The organism is Pseudomonas sp. PB3P13 (assembly GCF_054897735.1).
The window spans coordinates 3,141,543-3,161,061 of record NZ_CM142702.1; the positions used below are offsets into that span (position 1 = coordinate 3,141,543).

Here is a 19,519-nt window from a genome sequence, read left to right on the forward strand (position 1 = left end):
CGTTTTCCGAGACTGTTCATAGGCTGACCCGCGATGAGTGATCGACAGATTTTCGCAACATGACGCAGGCCGACTCATGCAAGGCCGACTCGTCATGCAAAATCCTTCGTATTTCTTATAGCTCAGTCGGGTGGCAATGCCAGTATCGGTCATGCGTCGACAACCTGGGTGAAGGGCGGTCCGTCAGGCCGTCTTGCGGGTCATTTACCGTTCACAGAACAGGGTCTGGACGATGCAGGGTGTTACTTTCCAGCTCGTAGCGCAGTTCCCCGATCAAGGCCTGCACTGATTCGGGGCTGCCCAGATTGGCGACATTCAGCCCGGTAACCACCAGGTCTACTTCGCCGGTGTCAGGGTTATACAGTTTTACTGTCAGCGAGTGATCCCCCGTGAGCGTGCATTCACAAGCCAGAGGGGAAAAGCTTTGTTCCAACTGCGCGCGCAGATGTGCCAGATAAATCATTTCGATCCACCTTGGCGCAAATGCCCGGTCAACCGCCTGTTTCCTGCGACCATATTGAGTGCTGATCCTTAAACGCATCGAGGGGAGGCGACACCGACGCCGTCAGGTGTCGCACCCTCACAGACTAAGAATCACAGCCCTGATCCAACACATGAATATGCACCAGCCAGCTTAGTGCATTTGCACCTTAACGCTGCGCCAAATGTCGGTCGCTGGAAAACAGCCCCCGCTCGCGCGCCCACACGATGGCCTCGCTGCGGCTGTGCACGTCGAGTTTCGAGTATACCGTTGCCACATGATTGCGCACGGTGTTGGGTGCAAGCTTGAGGCGAGCGGCGATTTCCTTGTCGGCCAGTCCTTCGCAGATCAACCCCAACACGTCACGCTCGCGGGCGGTCAGGTCGGTAAACGAAACGCTCGGCAGACTGGGCGAATTGACGCTTTTCACGTTGGCCAGTTTTTCGATGAGCGTGCGGCTGAACCAGGAAGCGTCTTTCATGACTTCCTCAATAGCCGCCACCAGTTCGAGCTCCGTGCGTTTGCGCTCGGTGATGTCCATCAGCACCAGCAGATAGCATGGATTGTCCTGAATGTTGACCGTGTCTGCCGAGACGGCACAATCGATCAGCTCGGTGTCTTTCTTGCGCACCCGCACGTCCACGCGATCCAGTCGGGCATTTTTCTCCAGCGCCGCGAACAGCCGTGAGCTGGCCGCCTTGTCGTGGAAAAAACCGATCTCGGCGACACTCTTGCCCAGCACTTCCTCACTGGGATAAGCCAGCGTATCGAGGAAGGCTTCGTTGACGTCCATCACCACCTGATTACTCGCGCTGCACACCAGAATCGGCACCGGGCTCAGGCGAAAAGCCTTGGCAAAGCGCTCCTCACTCTGGCGCAGAGCGACTTCTGCCTTGCGTCGGGGTTCGATGTCTACGAATGAAAACAGCATGCAGGCCTCGTCATTCAGCTCCAGCGGCTGGCCGGCGACGATCACTTGCTTGACGCCTCCGTCGGGAAGGTTAAGTTCAGCCTGCATCTGCGGGATGGTGCTGCCCTCGCGCAAACGCTGTTTGGCGAGGTCCTTGTTCTCGGCACCTTCCAGAATGTCCAGCTCATAGGTCGAGGTGCCGATGACCTGATCGCGGGCATACCCGGTCATTTCGAGAAATCCCGGGTTGACCTTGATGTAACGCAAATCGCTGAGGCGACAGATCACTGCCGGGGCCGGGTTGGCGTTGAAGGTTTTTTCGAAGCGCTGCTCGGCGCTCGCCCATTCGGTGACATCGTCCATGATCAACACCATCGATTCCGCTTCGCCCTGGTTGTCGGTCAGCACCATACCGCGGACCCTGTGCACCCAGTTGCGCTCGTGGTCGTCGGCGTGAGCGACTTCCACCAGCACATCGTTGAACGTTTCCCCACGCGACACGCGATGGATCGGGTAATGGTCGGCCGGGACCGGGTGATTATTGCGATAGCGCAACGCAAATCGCTTGGCGTATTCCCTGGCGTTGCGCCCCATATCACTGACTTGCGCCACGCCGTGCATGGCCAGCGCAGCCTCATTCGCCCAGCGAATGGTCTGATCGGGTTCCAGCACAATCACGCCGTCGGACAAACCGGCAATGATCTGCTGCAAATGGCGACGATTGGTTTCGCTTGACAGGACGTCCTGGCTCATTGGATCTCCACATTTCTTGTCACGCCAGCGTGTGGCGCTCTGTGAAGATTACGACCGCAGGGGGTTGCGATAGTGCGTCGCGGCGACCTGGTAAAACCAAACGTCGTAAGCCCGGTCTCTCGAAGGTAAACTGCGCGCTTCTTCGAACCTGCCCGCGAGGTAACCACGATGCTGTTCAAAAACGCCCTGACCGCCGCCGCCCTGCTCGGCTCATTGCTGGTCGCGTCATCGGCATTTGCCCACGCGCATCTGAAAAGCTCGACACCGGCGGCCGACAGCACCGTGAGCACACCGCCGTCAGAACTGAGCCTGGTGTTCACCGAAGGCGTCGAAGCCGATTTCAGCAAAGTCACGCTCAGCCGGGACGGCGACGAAGTACTGGTAAAAACCCTGAGCACCAACGGCAGCGACAAGAACACCCTGATCGTGTCGCCCGCAGCGCCACTGACGGCAGGGGATTACACCGTCAAATGGCAAGTGACGTCGGTCGATACCCACCAACTGGAAGGCACCTACAGCTTTACGGTCGGCGAGTAACCCATGCCGGATGCGATGGTGCTGTGCCGTTTTGTGCACTTCACCGTAGTACTGATGCTGTTCGGCGCGTGGGTGTTCAAACCGTTATTGTCGCGTGGTGAAACCGCAATCGATGCGTCGATGTCGCGCATCAGTCGATGGCTGGCAGCAGTGGCGCTGATCAGCGGCGTTGCCTGGTTGCTGGTAATCACCGCCAGCCTGACTGGACGGCCGGACGCAGCGTTCGACCCGACCCTGCTCGGCAAGGTGCTGGCCAAAACGTTTTTCGGTGAAGTCTGGGCCTGGCATTTGTCGCTCAACGCTGTGTTGGTGATCGTGCTGCTGACACCGTTGCGATTCAATCAGGCCCTGTGTTCAACACTGAGTGGCACGTTGCTGGCCACGCTCGCCCCGGTGGGGCACGGCGCGATGCTGGGCGGCTTGAGCGGCCAGTTGCTGATCCTCAATCAGGCTGTCCATCTGGGTTGCGTGGGTGCATGGCTGGGTGGATTGATGTGGCTGGTGATGATTCTTCGGCAACCCGCCGGCCATGATGCCCGCGCGATCCTGCGTCGCTTCAGCGGGATCGGTTATGCGCTGGTCGCGGGACTGGTGATAAGCGGGCTGATCAACGTGCGTGTATTGACCGGGCAGTTCTGGCCTGCGCCGCTGTTCAGCGGGTTTGCATTGATCCTGCTGATCAAGGTGATGCTGGTGGCGCTGATGCTCGGGTTAGCCTTGTTCAACCGCATGCAGATCACTGGCTGCGAGCAGCGGCTGGGGACGTTGAGGACAAGCGTGATGCTGGAATGGCTACTGGGGATGGGTGCCGTGGCAGCCGTTTCGTTGTTGGGTACTTTGCCGCCGATGATTGCCGGCTGACGTCCATTCGCCTGCAGGAGCAAAGCTTGCTCGCGAAGGCGGTCATCCATTCGATAATGATGTTGAATGACAGATCGCATTCGCGAGCAAGCTGCGCTCGTACACGGGTCAGGGTGATAGCCGCCTATCACGTCGAATCATCCTGTAACTTCTGATTGACTTTCCCTTGAACACTCGCAAATAATCGCGCCAATGTTGTACGACGACGTATAACGACAATAAAAACAAAAAAGCAGCAAGGGAGCGTCAAAGTGATCAATCTCATCCGCAATTCCTCCGTTAAAAGTCTCCATCCAGCTTTCGAACCTCGTCATTCCCTGAGCCTGATCGGTCTCGGTGGATTGGCCTTCGCTCTGCCCATGACCGGCAACGCTGAAGGTTTCGTTGATGACGCCAAGGCCACGCTGAACCTGCGCAATGCCTATTTCAACCGTAACTTCACCAACCCGGCCGCCCCGCAGGGCAAGGCTGAAGAGTGGACGCAGAACTTCATTCTTGACGCCAGGTCCGGGTTCACTCAAGGCACCGTAGGCTTCGGCGTTGATGTACTGGGCCTGTACTCGCAGAAGCTCGACGGCGGTAAAGGCACCGGTGGTACCCAGTTGCTGCCGATTCACGATGACGGTCGCCCGGCGGACAACTTCGGCCGGCTCGGTGTAGCGCTTAAAGGCAAAGTGTCGAAGACCGAATTGAAGGTTGGCGAATGGATGCCGGTGCTGCCGATCCTGCGCTCCGACGACGGCCGCTCGCTGCCACAAACCTTCCAGGGTGGCCAGGTCACCTCCAGCGAGATCAACGGTCTGACGCTCTACGGCGGCCAGTTCCGCGGCAACAGCCCACGTAACGATGCGAGCATGGAAGACATGTCCATGAACGGTCGCGGCGCTTTCACCTCGGACCGGTTCAACTTCGGCGGCGGTGAATACGCGTTCAACGACAAACGCACACTGGTCGGCGTCTGGTATTCGGAACTGTCCGACATTTACCAGCAGCAATATTTCAACGTCAGCCACAGCCAACCGGTCGGCAGCTGGACCTTCGGTGCCAACCTGGGTTTCTTCAACGGCAAGGAAGACGGCAACGCTCTGGCCGGCGACCTCGACAACAAAACCGCATTCGCCCTGCTCTCGGCCAAATACGGTGGCAACACCTTCTACGTCGGCCTGCAAAAACTCAGCGGCGACAGTGCCTGGATGCGCGTCAACGGCACCAGCGGCGGCACACTCGCCAACGATAGCTACAACGCCAGTTACGACAACGCGAAGGAAAAATCCTGGCAACTGCGTCACGACTACAACTTCGTCGCCGTCGGCGTACCCGGCCTGACCCTGATGAACCGCTACATCAGCGGCGACAACGTGCACACCGGCACGATCACCGACGGCAAGGAATGGGGCCGCGAATCGGAACTGGCCTACACCGTGCAGAGCGGCGCGCTAAAAAACCTTAATGTGAAATGGCGTAACGCGACAATTCGTCGAGACTTCAGCACCAACGAATTCGATGAAAACCGTATTTTCATCAGCTATCCGCTTTCGTTGTTGTAAGGCGTTATCGGGCAGACATAAACACGGATGTCTGGATATGCCCGATCAATGTGGGAGCTAGCCTGCTAGCGATGAGGCCGTGTCAGTTGCCATCACTGGTGGCTGGCCCACCGCATCGCGAGCAAGCTTTGCTCCCACGGGTCCATCGCTATTCGGAGGTGAGACACCCTCCGTCAACTTCCACCAAAGTCACATTGACAAGACCGGGAAAGGCTTACGATACTTCGATAATGTCGTACGACAACCTACAACAAATTTAATAACGACTGCGTGTCCAGGGACTTTCATGACTACCACTTCAGCCCCTTTCAATCGTTTGCTGCTGACCGGTGCCGCCGGTGGCCTAGGCAAAGTCCTGCGCGAAAGCCTGCGCCCCTACACCAACGTGCTTCGCCTCTCCGATATCGCCGACATCGCCCCAGCGCGTGACGAACACGAAGAAGTGGTCATCTGCGACCTCGCCGACAAGCAGGCCGTGCATCAACTGGTCGAAGGTGTGGACGCGATCCTGCACTTCGGCGGCGTATCGACCGAGCACTCGTTCGAAGACATTCTCGGCGCCAACATTTGCGGCGTCTTCCACATCTACGAAGCGGCACGCCGGCATGGCGTCAAGCGGGTGATTTTCGCCAGCTCGAACCACGTCATCGGCTTTTACAAGCAGGACGAAGTGATCGACGCCCTCTCCCCTCGGCGCCCGGACAGCTACTACGGTCTGTCCAAATGCTACGGCGAAGACATGGCCTCTTTCTACTTCGACCGTTACGGTATCGAGACCGTCAGCATCCGCATCGGCTCGTCGTTCCCGGAACCGCAAAACCGCCGAATGATGAGCACCTGGCTGAGCTTCGGCGATCTGACACAATTGCTCGAACGTGCGCTGACAACTCCGGGCGTTGGCCACACCGTGGTGTACGGCATGTCGGATAACAAAGACGTCTGGTGGGATAACCGTCACGCGGCGCTGCTGGGGTTTAAGCCTGAAGACAGCTCCGAAGTGTTCCGCGACAAGGTCGAAGCCCAGCCGATGCCGGCCGCTGATGATCCGGCCCGGGTCTATCAGGGTGGTGCGTTCTGCGCGGCCGGCCCGTTCGGCGACTGAACCCGCAACTATCCCCACAATAAAAGCCTAGGGAAGAGTCGCCATGCACGCTGAATTGATTGTCGATGCCCGCAATGCGGTCGGTGAAAGCCCGGTCTGGGTGCCAGAGGAAAATGCCCTGTACTGGGTGGATATTCCGGCCGGTGGCCTGCAACGCTGGAAGGCTGACAGTGGCCACGTTGACGCATGGACCGCGCCGCAAATGCTTGCCTGCCTGGCGCGTCACCGCAACGGCGGCTGGGTCGCCGGCATGGAAACCGGCTTCTTCCAGCTGCGCCCGAACAACGATGGCAGCCTCGACAGCGAACCGCTGGCACACGTTGATCACGCACGCCCCGATATGCGTCTCAACGACGGGCGCTGCGACCGTCAAGGCCGTTTCTGGGCCGGCAGCATGGTGCTGAACATGGGCGCCAACGCTGCCGATGGCGCGTTGTATCGCTACAGCGCCGGCCAGCAAGGACCGATCGCCGCTCAACTTGGCGGCTTCATCGTGCCTAATGGGCTGGCGTTCAGCCCGGACGGCAAAACCATGTACCTGTCAGATTCCCACCCGTTGATTCAACAGATCTGGGCGTTCGATTACGACATCGACAGCGGCACGCCGTCCAACCGTCGGCTGTTCGTTGATATGAATCAGCATCCGGGGCGCCCCGACGGCGCTGCGGTCGATGCCGAAGGCGGCTATTGGATCTGCGCCAACGACGCCGGGCTGATCCACCGTTTCACCCCGGATGGCCGCCTCGACCGTTCGCTGCAAGTGCCGGTGAAAAAGCCGACCATGTGCGCCTTTGGTGGCAGTCGAATGGACACCCTGTTCGTGACGTCGATCCGTCCTGGTGACGATCAGGATGAACAGTCCCTGGCGGGCGGCGTGTTCGCCCTCAACCCTGGCGTGAAAGGTCTGCCTGAACCTGTTTTCAATCCCTAGCGACACTGCTCCACCGCTGCGCCTTGAATGAACACAAAAAAAATAACAACACTGGAGACACCCTCATGGGCTTCAAACGCACTTTGCTCGCCGCTGCACTCCCGCTGGCCTTCACCTTCAGCAGCATGGCTCACGCACTGGAACTGAAAATTGCCGACATCCACCCCAAGGGTTACCCAACCGTGGTGGCGGAAGAACAAATGGCCAAAACCCTGACCGCCGAGAGCAACGGCACACTGACCGTTAAAATGTTCCCCGGTGGCGTGCTCGGTTCGGAAAAGGAAGTCATCGAACAGATGCAGGTCGGTGCCATCCAGATGGCTCGCGTCAGTCTTGGCATCGTTGGCCCCGTCGTGCCTGATGTGAACGTGTTCAACATGCCGTTCATCTTCCGCGACCAGGCCCACATGCGCGCCGTCATCGACGGTGAAGTCGGCGACGAAATCCTCGCGAAAATCACTGACTCCGAATTCGGTCTGGTTGCACTGGCCTGGATGGACGGCGGCACCCGCAACATCTACACCAAGAAACCGGTGCGCAGCCTGGCCGACCTCAAAGGCATGAAAATTCGCGTGCAGGGCAACCCGATGTTCATTGAAACCATTAACGCCATGGGCGGCAACGGCATTGCGATGGACACCGGCGAAATCTTCAGCGCGCTGCAGACCGGCGTGATCGATGGCGCGGAAAACAACCCGCCGACCCTGCTCGAGCACAACCACTATCAGAACGCCAAGTACTACAGCCTGACCGGCCACCTGATTCTGCCTGAGCCTATCGTGATGTCGAAAATCACCTGGGAAAAACTCACGCCTGAGCAACAAGCGCTGGTGAAGAAAACCGCCAAAGCCGCACAGGCCCAGGAACGCACGCTGTGGGACGCCAAATCCGCCAGCAGTGAGGAGAAACTCAAGGCTGCCGGTGTCGAGTTCATCACCGTCGACAAGACCCCTTTCCGCGAAGCGACCGCCTCGATCCGCGAGAAATACGGCGCGCCTTACGCCGACCTGATCAAGCGTATCGAAGCCGTTCAGTAACCCTCCCTGCATAAACGAAAGGCCCGGCGCCGCTGACGCGAATGTCTGTCAGCGTGCGCCCGGTTACGGTGGAACCCGATGAAGAATTTGCTGTTGCGTATTAACGACAGGATCTACATGTCCTGCATCTGGGTGGCCGGTCTGTCCGTGTTAGCCATCGCGTTAATCATTCCCTGGGGCGTTTTCGCTCGCTACGTCCTCGGCACCGGCTCGAGCTGGCCGGAGCCTGTCGCGATCCTCATGATGCTGGTGTTCACCTTCATCGGTGCCGCCGCCAGTTATCGCGCTGGCGCGCACATGGCCGTGGCCATGCTGACCGACCGCATGACGCCGCAAATGCGCCACGCCATGAGCATCATTTCACAGCTGCTGATGGCCATCATCTGCCTGTTCATGACCATCTGGGGCACCAAGCTCTGCATGTCGACCTGGAACCAGTTCATGAGTGCTCTGCCCACCCTGCGCGTGGGCGTCACCTACATGCCGATTCCGGTGGGCGGCTTGTTGACCCTGGTGTTTGTCCTGGAAAAACTCCTGCTCGGAGACCAGAGCAACCGGCGGGTCGTGCGTTTCGACCTGGTTGAAGAAAGCGAAGGTGCCGCATAAATGGACGCTCTGATTCTGCTGGGCAGTTTTATCGCATTGATCGTGATCGGCATGCCGGTCGCTTACGCCTTGGGCCTTGCCGCCCTGATCGGCGCGTGGTGGATCGATATTCCGTTCCAGGCGGTGATGATTCAAGTCGCCGGCGGTGTGAACAAGTTCTCTCTGTTGGCGATTCCGTTCTTCATTCTGGCGGGCGCGATCATGGCCGAGGGCGGCATGTCACGCCGGCTGGTGGCATTTGCCGGTGTGCTGGTCGGTTTCGTGCGCGGTGGCTTGTCGCTGGTCAACATCATGGCGTCAACGTTCTTCGGCGCGATCTCGGGTTCCTCGGTCGCGGACACCGCTTCGGTAGGTTCGGTGCTGATCCCGGAAATGGAAAAACGTGGCTATCCGCGTGATTTCGCCACCGCAGTCACAGTCAGCGGTTCGGTACAGGCGTTGCTGACACCGCCGAGCCACAACTCGGTGCTGTACTCGCTTGCCGCGGGCGGCACGGTGTCGATTGCTTCGCTGTTCATGGCAGGTATCGTCCCTGGCCTGTTGATGAGCGCATGCCTGATGGTGCTGTGCCTGATCTTCGCGAAAAAGCGCAACTACCCCAAAGGCGAAGTGATTCCGATGCGCCAGGCGCTGAAGATCTGCGGCGAAGCATTGTGGGGCCTGATGGCGATGGTCATCATTCTCGGCGGCATTCTCTCGGGTGTCTTCACCGCGACTGAATCGGCGGCGATTGCTGTGCTCTGGTCGTTCTTCGTGACCATGTTCATTTACCGCGATTACAAGTGGAGCGAACTGCCAAAACTGATGCACCGCACGGTACGCACGGTGTCGATTGTGATGATCCTGATCGGCTTCGCGGCGAGCTTCGGCTACATCATGACGCTGATGCAGATCCCGGCGAAAATCACCACGATGTTCCTGACCCTGTCGGACAACCGTTACGTGATCCTGATGTGCATCAACGTCATGCTGCTGTTGCTCGGCACGGTGATGGACATGGCGCCGCTGATCCTGATTCTGACGCCGATTCTGATGCCGGTGATTCTGGGCATTGGCGTCGACCCGGTACAGTTCGGCATGATCATGCTGGTGAACCTGGGGATCGGATTGATAACACCGCCGGTGGGCGCGGTGCTCTTTGTGGGGTCTGCGGTGGGTAAGGTCAGTATCGAAAGCACCGTAAAAGCACTGCTGCCGTTCTACGGCGTACTGTTCCTGGTACTGATCGCGGTGACCTACATTCCAGCACTGTCGCTGTGGTTGCCGAATCTGGTGTTGTAATCCATCCATAACCTGTAGCAGCTGGCGCAGCCGGCGTCCTACTCGGGCACGTCCGGACGCAGCCTTCGGCAGCTGCTACAGAGGCATGGTGTATTTGAGGAATGATATGACTTTAAAACTTCTCGAACTCCACGACTCATTCACCCTCCTCACCCTCTCCCCTGAACGCGGCGGCGCCATCGTCAACTGGACCGTGCTTGGCACCGGCCAGCCGCTGTTTCGCCATAGCGACGCGCAAGCGCTGAACACCGGTCTGGCAAACAAACTCGGTTGTTTCCCGTTGGCGCCGTGGTCCAACCGTATCGCCGAAGGCGGGTTCGATTGCCCGGACGGTTGGCTGGCACTGACGCCCAACAGCCTTACCGAAGCGTTGCCGATTCACGGCAGTGCCTGGCAGCAACCGTGGCAGGTCTTGTCGCACACCGCCGATGAGATCGTCCTGCAACTCGACAGCGCCACACCCTTCGCTTATCGCGCCCAACAGCGCTTCCATCTGGGCGACGGTTGCTTGAGCATCGAGCTGCGGGTGACTCATCTGGATCAAAACGCAGCCTGGCACGGTCTTGGTCTGCACCCGTATTTTCCGCGCACCGCCCGCACACGGTTGCAGGCCAAGGCAGAGCAGGTCTGGTTGTGCGAGCCTTCCAGGTTGCCGAAAACGCTGAGCAAAGTGCCCGCCGAATGGGATTTCCAGCGGGTGCGAGCGTTACCCGACACCCTGGTCGACAACGGTTTCTGCCAATGGGATGGCCACTGTCGGATCGAGCAACCCGACCTGGGTTATGCGCTGGACTGCCAGGCCAGCGGCGGCGATTACTACCTGCTCTACTGCCCGGTGGATTTGGGGTTTTTCTGCATCGAACCCGTCAGCCATCCGGTCAATGCGCACCACTTGCCCGGCCGGCCGGGATTGAAACTGATGGAGCAAGGGCAGTCCGCCGAGCTGACGTTGTCCCTGAACTACCGTCCACTCTGAGGTTCAAGCGCGGATCAGCATGTAAACCGCGAGCATCAGGCAAATACTCGCGAACCCGACCTGTAACGCCCGCGCCGGCACTTTCGCGCAAAGCTTGCGGCCAATGATCATGCCGACGATGCTCGCAACAATAAATGCCACGCCGACATCATCCAGGCGCACCCCGGCATGCAATGCACCGATCACGCCGATCGCCGAAATCAGGCTGATCACCATCAGTGAAGTCGCGACAATGCCGCGCATCTGCACATCAGTCAGCTGCTTGAACGCCGGTACGATCAGAAACCCGCCACCCACCCCCAACAGACCGGACACCACACCCGTCACCGCGCCCAAGGTAGCCAGTGTCGCCGTGCATTTGGCGGTCCATAAGAAACGCCCGGTGTGCTGGTCAAGCATGCAATTCTTCTGGCCCCAGCTGGCGTGGCCATGGTCACTCGGCCCCTGCCCCCGACGTTCCCGGCGCAGCATGCGCCAGGCCACCATGACCATCAGCAGGCTGAACAGAATCATCAGGATTTTTTCCGACAACTGATGGGCGAAGTAGATACCAACCGGGGAAAACACCGCGCCGAGCAAGGCGATCAGCAGCGCGGCGCGATAACGCACCAGCCCGTGGCGCAAGCCGTCCAAAGCGCCTACCGCCGCTGCGCTGCCCACCGCGAACAGTGCGACGGGGGCGGCCTGGGTCATGCTGAATCCCAACCCCAGCACCAGCGCGGGAACAGCCAGAATTCCACCTCCGGCGCCGGTCAACCCCAGCACCAGGCCCATGAACACTCCAAAAAAACTTGCCAGCAGCATAAAAGGCTCACGATCCTTGAAAAGCCGGGAACGCCCGGAGACGATGCGTGACAGGATAAAGCCCGCGCCGCTGTTTCGTGCATCGAATTAATTCAGGGCTGGTCAATGCAGGGAAAATGAATTTACCCTCATGGTTCGTCCAGAAAGAATCTGCTGCCATGTCCGCCTTGATCGAACCCTTCCTCGACCCCGTTTCATCGACTTACAGCTACGTGATCTATCAAGTCGACGGCGGCCAGTGCGCGATCGTCGACCCCGTGCTCGACTACGATGCGGCAGCCGGGCGAACCACCACGACGCAGGCAGACAAAATCATCGCCTTCGTCCGCGAGCATCGCTTGCACGTGCAATGGCTGCTGGAAACCCACGCCCACGCCGATCACCTGTCATCCGCGCCGTACCTGCGCCGTGAATTGGGCGGCCGGATCGCGATTGGCCAGTCGATCAGCAAGGTTCAGGACGTGTTCAAGACGCTGTTCAATCTTGAGCCGGAATTTCGCAGCGACGGCTCCCAATTCGATCATCTGTTCGCGCCCGACGAGTCGTTCATGATCGGCGATCTCAAAGCCACCGCGCTGCATGTGCCCGGTCACACGCCGGCAGACATGGCGTACGTGATCGACAGCAATGCGATCCTGGTCGGCGACACCCTGTTTATGCCGGACGTTGGCACCGCGCGCTGCGACTTCCCCGGTGGCAATGCCAGCCAGATGTTCAAATCGATTCGCAAACTGCTGGCCTTCCCGGCCAGCGTCAACCTCTACGTCTGCCATGACTACCCGCCTGAGGGCCGTGAATCGAGGTGCATGACGACAGTGGGCGAACAACGCCAGAGCAACATTCACGTTCGCGATGGCATTGACGAGACTGCCTTCGTCGAGATGCGCACCCGGCGCGATGCCGGGCTGGGGATGCCGACGCTGTTGTTGCCGGCGATTCAGGTCAACGTGCGGGCGGGGAACCTGCCGCCCGCCGAAGACAATGGCGTGACCTATTTGAAAATCCCGATAAACGCGCTGTAAGAAAAACTCGCGGGCGACACTGATCCAGGAGATTTCCGACATATCGCGTCGAATGCGATGAACTGGAATTATCGCAGGCAGCAGGCAGACTTCATGGGGTAATCAACCCAAGGAGTGTGTGCAATATGGATATTCGCCGTAATCACCGTGATATGTCTCGGGACCAGAAAGCCGCCTTTATCGCGGCCATCCTGCGATTGAAAAACAATGTCGACAGCGTGCTGCGTCCCGGGCTGCAAAGCCGCTACGACGACTTTGTTCAGATCCACAAAAATTCGATGGGCCGGGGCAATCCGGTTATTCCAAACCCACACCGCAGCCCACTCTTTTATCCTTGGCACCGGATCCTGATTCGCCAGTTCGAACTGGCTCTGCAGGCCGCCACCAATAACACCCGCATCACCCTGCCTTACTGGAACTGGCAACTCGGGGGCGCCGATAACCCGTTCACTTCGGATTTCATGGGCGGCAATGGGGACAACACCCAAGATCAGCGCGTATCGAACGGGCCCTTCTCCCATGAGCACTCCCAATTTCAGGTCGCGGTGTGGGACGAAGGGACTGGCAACACCGGTGTGCGTCGTAATCTGGGGGCGCAGGGAGCGCTGCCATCGCCCGAAACCGTCATCTCGACACTGAACCGGACGCCTTACTGGCGGGAGCCGGACGGTTGGGAAAATGCTTCGGAAGAAAGCCTGCACAATCCGGTTCATGCCTGGATCGGCGGCAACATGGGGGAATCGTCCTCTCCCAACGACCCGATCTTCTTCCTGCATCACTGCTATCTGGATCTTTTGTGGGAACGCTGGAAACAGCAGCACCCGACTCGCGTCTTCCGCCCGGCCGAGGACGGTTGGCCTGAGGGGATGATGGACCAGGCACTGGTTTTTCATCCCGCGAATGAGCCCGCCCCCTGGACGCAGACCTACACCGTCCAGCAGACGCTGTTCACGCAGGATCTTGATTACCAATATGACCACCTGTGAGCGGCGGCGCGATTAACTCCCGAGGGTCAGTCCGTTGGCCGGCAGTGGCAACGCGGTTTTATAGCGCACCTGCTTGAGCGCGAAACTTGAGCGGATATTGGCCACGCCGGGGACTTTGGTCAGGAAGTCCATCATGAAGCGCTCCAGCGACTGGATGGTCGGCACCAGCACCCGGATCAGATAATCCGGGTCGCCGGCCATCAAATAACACTCCATGACTTCCGGCCGATCCGAAATCGCTTCTTCAAAATGTTGCAGCGCTTCCTCCACCTGCTTCTCCAGGCTGACGTGGATAAACACGTTAACGTGCAGCCCCAGCAAATCTGCATCCAGCAGCGTGACCTGCTCACGAATCAGCCCCAATTCCTCCATCGCCTTGACCCGATTGAAACACGGCGTCGGTGACAGATTCACTGAGCGCGCAAGGTCAGCGTTAGTGATGCGCGCGTTCTCCTGAAGGCTGTTGAGAATGCCGATGTCGGTACGGTCCAGTCTGCGCATGAGATAAAACTACCTGTTTTTTATGCTTATGCAGGTTTTTTATCTCCAAATGATCATGAGCGCAACGAAACAGAGAGAAATATTCTCCTGCGCGGCGCCTATGATGTTTGTAGGACAAGATTTCCATCACCCATGGAATGACAGTCAGCTCACTACAAAAAATTCACAAGATCGAGCGTAGAAGCCATGAATCAAGCGTACGAACCGCTGCGCCTGCACGTTCCTGAACCCTCGGGCCGTCCGGGCTGCAAAACCGACTTTTCCTACCTGCGACTGACCGACGCCGGTACGGTGCGCAAACCCGCCATTGACGTAGAACCTGCCGACACCGCCGATTTGGCCAAAGGCCTGATTCGCGTGCTCGACGACCAAGGCAATGCCCTCGGTCCGTGGGCTGAAGGCGTGCCGGCCGAGATTCTGCGCAGAGGCATGCGCGCCATGCTCAAGACGCGAATTTATGACAACCGCATGGTAGTCGCCCAGCGTCAGAAGAAAATGTCCTTCTACATGCAGAGCCTGGGCGAAGAAGCCATCGGCAGCGGTCAGGCCCTGGCGTTGAATATCGACGACATGTGCTTCCCGACCTATCGCCAGCAAAGCATCCTGATGGCGCGCGACGTGCCATTGGTCGACCTGATCTGCCAACTGCTGTCCAACGAGCGCGATCCGCTCAAGGGCCGTCAATTGCCGATCATGTACTCGGTCAAGGACTCCGGCTTCTTCACCATTTCCGGCAACCTCGCTACCCAGTTCATTCAGGGTGTGGGTTGGGGCATGGCGTCAGCGATCAAGGGCGACACCAAAATCGCTTCGGCCTGGATCGGCGACGGCGCCACTGCCGAGTCCGATTTCCACACGGCCCTTACCTTCGCCCACGTGTACCGCGCGCCGGTCATCCTCAATGTGGTCAACAACCAATGGGCGATCTCGACGTTCCAGGCCATCGCCGGTGGTGAAGCCACCACGTTTGCCGGCCGTGGCGTCGGTTGTGGAATTGCCTCCCTGCGGGTCGACGGCAACGATTTCGTCGCGGTCTACGCCGCTTCCGCATGGGCCGCCGAACGCGCCCGCCGCAACCTCGGCCCAACGATGATCGAATGGGTTACGTACCGTGCCGGCCCGCACTCGACCTCCGATGATCCCTCCAAATACCGCCCTGCCGACGACTGGAGCTTTTTCCCGTTGGGCGATCCGATCGTGCGTCTCAAGCAGCACCTGATCAAGACCGGCCAATGGTCGGAAGAGGAACATGCCGCCGTCAGTGCTGAGCTGGAAGCCGAGGTGATCGCCGCGCAAAAAGAAGCCGAGCAATACGGCACCCTCGCCGGCGGCCAGATCCCAAGCGCGGCGACCATGTTCGAAGACGTCTATAAAGAGATGCCGGAGCACTTGAAGCGCCAGCGTCAAGAGTTGGGGATCTGACATGAACGATCACAACGCCAATATTCAGCCGGAAAACGCCATGACTACCACCACCATGACCATGATCCAGGCCCTGCGCTCGGCCATGGATGTGATGCTCGAGCGTAACGACAACGTTGTGGTGTTCGGCCAGGACGTCGGCTACTTCGGCGGCGTGTTCCGCTGCACCGAAGGCCTGCAGACCAAGTACGGCACTTCGCGCGTGTTCGATGCACCGATCTCCGAAAGCGGCATCGTCGGCGTCGCCGTCGGCATGGGGGCTTACGGTTTGCGGCCGGTGGCCGAAATTCAGTTCGCCGACTACGTCTACCCCGCGTCGGACCAGATCATTTCCGAAGCCGCGCGCCTGCGTTATCGCTCGGCCGGCGAATTCACAGCACCGATGACCCTGCGCATGCCCTGCGGCGGCGGCATCTACGGCGGCCAGACCCACAGCCAGAGCATCGAAGCGATGTTCACTCAAGTCTGCGGTTTGCGCACGGTCATGCCGTCCAATCCGTACGACGCCAAAGGCCTGTTGATCGCCTCCATCGAAAACGATGACCCGGTCATCTTCCTCGAGCCGAAACGCCTGTACAACGGGCCGTTCGATGGCCACCATGATCGCCCCGTCACGCCCTGGTCGAAACACCCCGCCGCGCAAGTACCCGACGGTTACTACACGGTGCCGCTGGACGTTGCCGCCATTACCCGCCCGGGCAAGGAAGTGACCATTCTGACGTACGGCACCACTGTTTACGTGTCGCAAGTCGCCGCCGAAGAAACCGGCATCGACGCTGAGGTCATCGACCTGCGCAGCCTGTGGCCGCTGGATCTGGAAACCATCGTCAAATCGGTGAAGAAGACCGGACGTTGCGTGATCGTTCACGAAGCCACTCGCACCTGCGGATTTGGCGCCGAACTGGTCGCCCTGGTGCAAGAACATTGCTTCCACCACCTGGAAGCGCCCATCGAGCGCGTCACCGGCTGGGACACCCCCTACCCGCATGCGCAGGAGTGGGCGTATTTCCCAGGGCCGACCCGAGTGGGCGCGGCGTTGAAACGGGTCATGGAGGTCTGAATGGGCACGCACGTTATTAAAATGCCGGACATTGGCGAAGGCATTGCAGAAGTTGAATTGTCGGTGTGGCACGTCAAGGTCGGCGACATGGTCGTCGAAGACCAGGTGTTGGCCGATGTGATGACCGACAAAGCGATGGTCGACATTCCTTCGCCGGTGCACGGCAAGGTGATTGCGCTGGGTGGTGAGCCGGGCGAAGTCATGGCGGTCGGCAGTGTGCTGATCAGCATCGAAGTCGAAGGCGCGGGTAATGTCAAAGAGTCGGCGCAGCCGGCAGTGGCTGTCGCCTCGAAAGAAGCGCCGGTTGCGACGCGCAAAGTCGAGCCTGTCGCTGAAAGCAAACCAGCCGTGGCCGCAACCCCATCGCCACGCGCCGAGGTCTGCCAGGACCCGATGGTTGCGCGTGAAGCGGATGAGCGGCCGTTGGCGTCGCCTGCCGTGCGCAAACATGCGCTGGACCTCGGCATCCAGTTGCGCCTGGTGCGCGGCACTGGCCCGGCAGGTCGCGTGCTGCATGAAGACCTCGATGCCTATCTGGCGCAGGGTCAGTCCAACGCATCGAGCACCGCTGGCGCTTATGCCCAGCGCAACGATGAAGAACAGATTCCGGTGATCGGCATGCGCCGCAAGATCGCCCAGCGCATGCAGGACGCGACTCAACGCGCAGCGCACTTCAGCTATGTCGAAGAAATCGACGTGACTGCAGTAGAAGAACTGCGTGCCCACTTGAACGAAAAACACGGTGCAAACCGTGGCAAGTTGACCTTGTTGCCGTTTCTTGTACGCGCCCTGGTCGTCGCCTTGCGTGACTTCCCGCAAATCAATGCCCGGTATGACGATGAAGCTCAGGTGATCACGCGCCTCGGCGCGGTGCATGTCGGCATCGCCACGCAAGCCGACATCGGCTTGATGGTGCCGGTGGTCCGCCACGCCGAAGCCCGGAGTCTGTGGGACACCGCGGCGCAAATCTCGCGTTTGGCCACTGCTGCGCGCACGGGCAAGGCCAATCGCGATGAGCTCTCGGGCTCAAGCATCACCCTTACCAGCCTCGGCGCTTTGGGCGGGATCGTCAGCACGCCGGTGTTGAACCTGCCGGAAGTGGCCATCGTCGGCGTGAACAAAATCGTCGAACGGCCAATGGTTGTGAAAGGCCAGGTGGTGATCCGCAAGATGATGAACCTCTCCAGCTCCTTCGATCACCGCGTGGTCGATGGCATGGACGCGGCGCTATTCATCCAGGCCATTCGTGGCTTGCTCGAACAACCCGCCACCCTGTTCATGGAGTAAAAGATGCAGACTTTGCACACCACACTGCTGATCATCGGCGGCGGCCCCGGGGGTTACGTGACGGCTATTCGCGCCGGCCAGCTGGGCATTTCGACCATTCTGGTGGAAGGCCAATCGCTGGGCGGCACGTGCCTGAACATCGGCTGCATTCCTTCGAAAGCGTTGATTCATGTTGCCGAGCAGTTTCATCAGACTCAGCACCATAGCCAGCATTCGGCATTGGGTATCAGCGTTTCCGCGCCGACGCTCGACATCAGCAAGAGCGTCGAGTGGAAGGACGGCATCGTTGATCGCCTGACCACTGGCGTGGGGGCACTGCTGAAGAAGAACAAGGTGCAGGTCATTCAGGGCTGGGCCAAGGTCATCGACGGGAAAACCGTCGAAGTCGGCGACACGCGGATTGAATGCGAGCACCTGGTGCTGGCCACGGGTTCGAAAAGCGTGAACTTGCCAATGCTGCCAATCGGCGGACCGGTGATCTCTTCCACCGAAGCGCTGGCGCCGACATCCGTGCCCAAGCGTCTGATCGTGGTCGGCGGTGGCTATATCGGGCTGGAGCTGGGGATTGCTTTTCGCAAGCTCGGTGCAGATGTCAGCGTGGTCGAGGCGCAGGATCGAATCCTGCCGGCTTACGATGCGGAACTGACGCAACCGGTGCATGACGAACTTAAAAAACTCGGCGTGAAACTTTACTTGAAGCATAGCGTGCAGGATTTTGATTCTGCAGGGAATATCCTTCAGGTTTCGACCCCGGACGGGGGTGCGTTGAATCTGGAAAGCGATCAGATTCTGGTGGCTGTCGGTCGCAAACCTAACACTCAGGGCTGGAACCTCGAAGCGCTGAATCTGGACATGAACGGTTCGGCGATCAAGATCGACAGCCGTTGCCAGACCAGCATGCGCAACGTCTATGCTATCGGCGACCTGAGCGGCGAACCGATGCTTGCGCATCGGGCCATGGCTCAAGGCGAAATGGTTGCTGAGCTGATCAGCGGCAAATCCCGTGAATTCAGCCCGACTGCGATTGCGGCGGTGTGCTTTACCGATCCTGAATTGGTGGTGGTCGGCAAGACGCCGGAAGAAGCCAAGACGGCCGGTCTGGACTGCATTGTTTCGAGCTTCCCCTTCGCTGCCAACGGCCGGGCGATGACTTTGGAATCGAAAAGCGGTTTTGTGCGGGTCGTGGCGCGGCGTGACAATCATGTGATTGTTGGTTGGCAAGCCGTGGGTGTCGGGGTTTCGGAGTTATCGACCGCGTTTGCGCAGAGTCTGGAAATGGGCGCACGGCTGGAAGACATCGGCGGCACCATCCACGCTCACCCGACCTTGGGCGAGGCGGTTCAGGAAGCCGCTTTGCGAGCATTGGGGCATGCGCTGCATCTCTAAAACGCATGCAATCCTGTAGCAGCTGCCGG

Annotated in this window: 19 protein-coding genes; 15 read left to right on the plus strand and 4 right to left on the minus strand. The window is 59.4% G+C overall.

Translation table 11 applies throughout. The annotated features are described in order from the left end of the window. Positions 1-211: 211 nt before the first annotated feature. On the minus strand, positions 212-463 hold the full coding sequence (locus ACYZT1_RS14395; protein WP_462015383.1) for a DUF1652 domain-containing protein: 252 nt from the start codon (positions 461-463) through the stop codon (positions 212-214). Positions 464-650: 187 nt separating this feature from the next. Next, positions 651-2,144, minus strand: coding sequence for a helix-turn-helix transcriptional regulator (locus ACYZT1_RS14400; protein WP_462015384.1), 1,494 nt, complete (start codon positions 2,142-2,144; stop codon positions 651-653). A 168-nt stretch (positions 2,145-2,312) separates the two neighbouring features. Here ACYZT1_RS14400 and copC point away from each other — a divergent pair, with 168 nt between their 5' ends. From copC to ACYZT1_RS14445, 9 genes are all read left to right on the plus strand, one after another. Further along, on the plus strand, positions 2,313-2,681 hold the full coding sequence (gene copC / locus ACYZT1_RS14405) for a copper homeostasis periplasmic binding protein CopC (protein ID WP_462015385.1): 369 nt from the start codon (positions 2,313-2,315) through the stop codon (positions 2,679-2,681). Between the two features lie 3 nt (positions 2,682-2,684). Further along, positions 2,685-3,542, plus strand: a complete 858-nt coding sequence (copD, locus tag ACYZT1_RS14410; RefSeq protein WP_462015386.1) for a copper homeostasis membrane protein CopD — start codon at positions 2,685-2,687, stop codon at positions 3,540-3,542. Positions 3,543-3,901: 359 nt separating this feature from the next. Continuing rightward, the gene (locus ACYZT1_RS14415) at positions 3,902-5,089 is read left to right on the plus strand and encodes an OprD family porin (RefSeq protein WP_462019251.1); all 1,188 of its coding nucleotides are present in this window, start codon (positions 3,902-3,904) and stop codon (positions 5,087-5,089) included. A gap of 286 nt (positions 5,090-5,375) precedes the next feature. Beyond that, positions 5,376-6,191: an NAD-dependent epimerase/dehydratase family protein gene (locus ACYZT1_RS14420; protein WP_462015387.1), complete on the plus strand. Its 816-nt coding sequence runs from the start codon at positions 5,376-5,378 to the stop codon at positions 6,189-6,191. A gap of 43 nt (positions 6,192-6,234) precedes the next feature. After that, positions 6,235-7,122 (plus strand): SMP-30/gluconolactonase/LRE family protein, encoded by an 888-nt coding sequence (locus ACYZT1_RS14425; protein ID WP_462015388.1) that lies wholly within the window; start codon positions 6,235-6,237, stop codon positions 7,120-7,122. A 65-nt stretch (positions 7,123-7,187) separates the two neighbouring features. Beyond that, positions 7,188-8,159 (plus strand): TRAP transporter substrate-binding protein, encoded by a 972-nt coding sequence (locus tag ACYZT1_RS14430; protein WP_462015389.1) that lies wholly within the window; start codon positions 7,188-7,190, stop codon positions 8,157-8,159. A 78-nt stretch (positions 8,160-8,237) separates the two neighbouring features. Next, positions 8,238-8,765: a TRAP transporter small permease gene (locus tag ACYZT1_RS14435; RefSeq protein ID WP_462015390.1), complete on the plus strand. Its 528-nt coding sequence runs from the start codon at positions 8,238-8,240 to the stop codon at positions 8,763-8,765. Further along, entirely contained in the window at positions 8,766-10,046 is a 1,281-nt protein-coding gene (locus tag ACYZT1_RS14440) for a TRAP transporter large permease (RefSeq protein ID WP_462015391.1), read from the plus strand. It abuts the gene before it with no gap. A 106-nt stretch (positions 10,047-10,152) separates the two neighbouring features. After that, complete coding sequence (locus ACYZT1_RS14445) at positions 10,153-11,022, plus strand: aldose 1-epimerase (RefSeq protein WP_462015392.1); 870 nt, start codon at positions 10,153-10,155, stop codon at positions 11,020-11,022. Between the two features lie 3 nt (positions 11,023-11,025). Here ACYZT1_RS14445 and ACYZT1_RS14450 read toward each other — a convergent pair whose 3' ends face one another. Beyond that, positions 11,026-11,826, minus strand: coding sequence for a sulfite exporter TauE/SafE family protein (locus ACYZT1_RS14450; protein WP_462015393.1), 801 nt, complete (start codon positions 11,824-11,826; stop codon positions 11,026-11,028). Positions 11,827-11,984: 158 nt separating this feature from the next. Between ACYZT1_RS14450 and ACYZT1_RS14455 the strand changes: the two genes are divergently transcribed. Next, the gene (locus ACYZT1_RS14455) at positions 11,985-12,848 is read left to right on the plus strand and encodes an MBL fold metallo-hydrolase (RefSeq protein WP_462015394.1); all 864 of its coding nucleotides are present in this window, start codon (positions 11,985-11,987) and stop codon (positions 12,846-12,848) included. Between the two features lie 125 nt (positions 12,849-12,973). Next, positions 12,974-13,834 carry a tyrosinase family protein gene (locus ACYZT1_RS14460; protein WP_462015395.1) on the plus strand — a complete coding sequence of 287 codons (861 nt, stop codon included), beginning with the start codon at positions 12,974-12,976 and terminating at the stop codon, positions 13,832-13,834. Between the two features lie 12 nt (positions 13,835-13,846). Here the strand turns inward: ACYZT1_RS14460 and bkdR are convergent, their stop codons facing one another. Next, entirely contained in the window at positions 13,847-14,335 is a 489-nt protein-coding gene (gene bkdR, locus ACYZT1_RS14465) for a Bkd operon transcriptional regulator BkdR (RefSeq protein WP_462015396.1), read from the minus strand. Between the two features lie 186 nt (positions 14,336-14,521). Between bkdR and ACYZT1_RS14470 the strand changes: the two genes are divergently transcribed. Genes ACYZT1_RS14470 through lpdA form a run of 4 tightly spaced genes read left to right on the plus strand, consistent with a single transcriptional unit; the run spans position 14,522 to position 19,490 of the window. After that, positions 14,522-15,757 (plus strand): thiamine pyrophosphate-dependent enzyme, encoded by a 1,236-nt coding sequence (locus tag ACYZT1_RS14470; protein WP_462015397.1) that lies wholly within the window; start codon positions 14,522-14,524, stop codon positions 15,755-15,757. A 1-nt stretch (position 15,758) separates the two neighbouring features. Then, positions 15,759-16,817, plus strand: a complete 1,059-nt coding sequence (locus tag ACYZT1_RS14475) for an alpha-ketoacid dehydrogenase subunit beta (RefSeq protein ID WP_462015398.1) — start codon at positions 15,759-15,761, stop codon at positions 16,815-16,817. Beyond that, positions 16,818-18,104 carry a dihydrolipoamide acetyltransferase family protein gene (locus ACYZT1_RS14480; protein WP_462015399.1) on the plus strand — a complete coding sequence of 429 codons (1,287 nt, stop codon included), beginning with the start codon at positions 16,818-16,820 and terminating at the stop codon, positions 18,102-18,104. Between the two features lie 3 nt (positions 18,105-18,107). Further along, a complete protein-coding gene (lpdA, locus tag ACYZT1_RS14485; RefSeq protein WP_462015400.1) occupies positions 18,108-19,490 on the plus strand; it encodes a dihydrolipoyl dehydrogenase in 1,383 nt (460 codons plus the stop codon). Positions 19,491-19,519 lie beyond the last annotated feature (29 nt).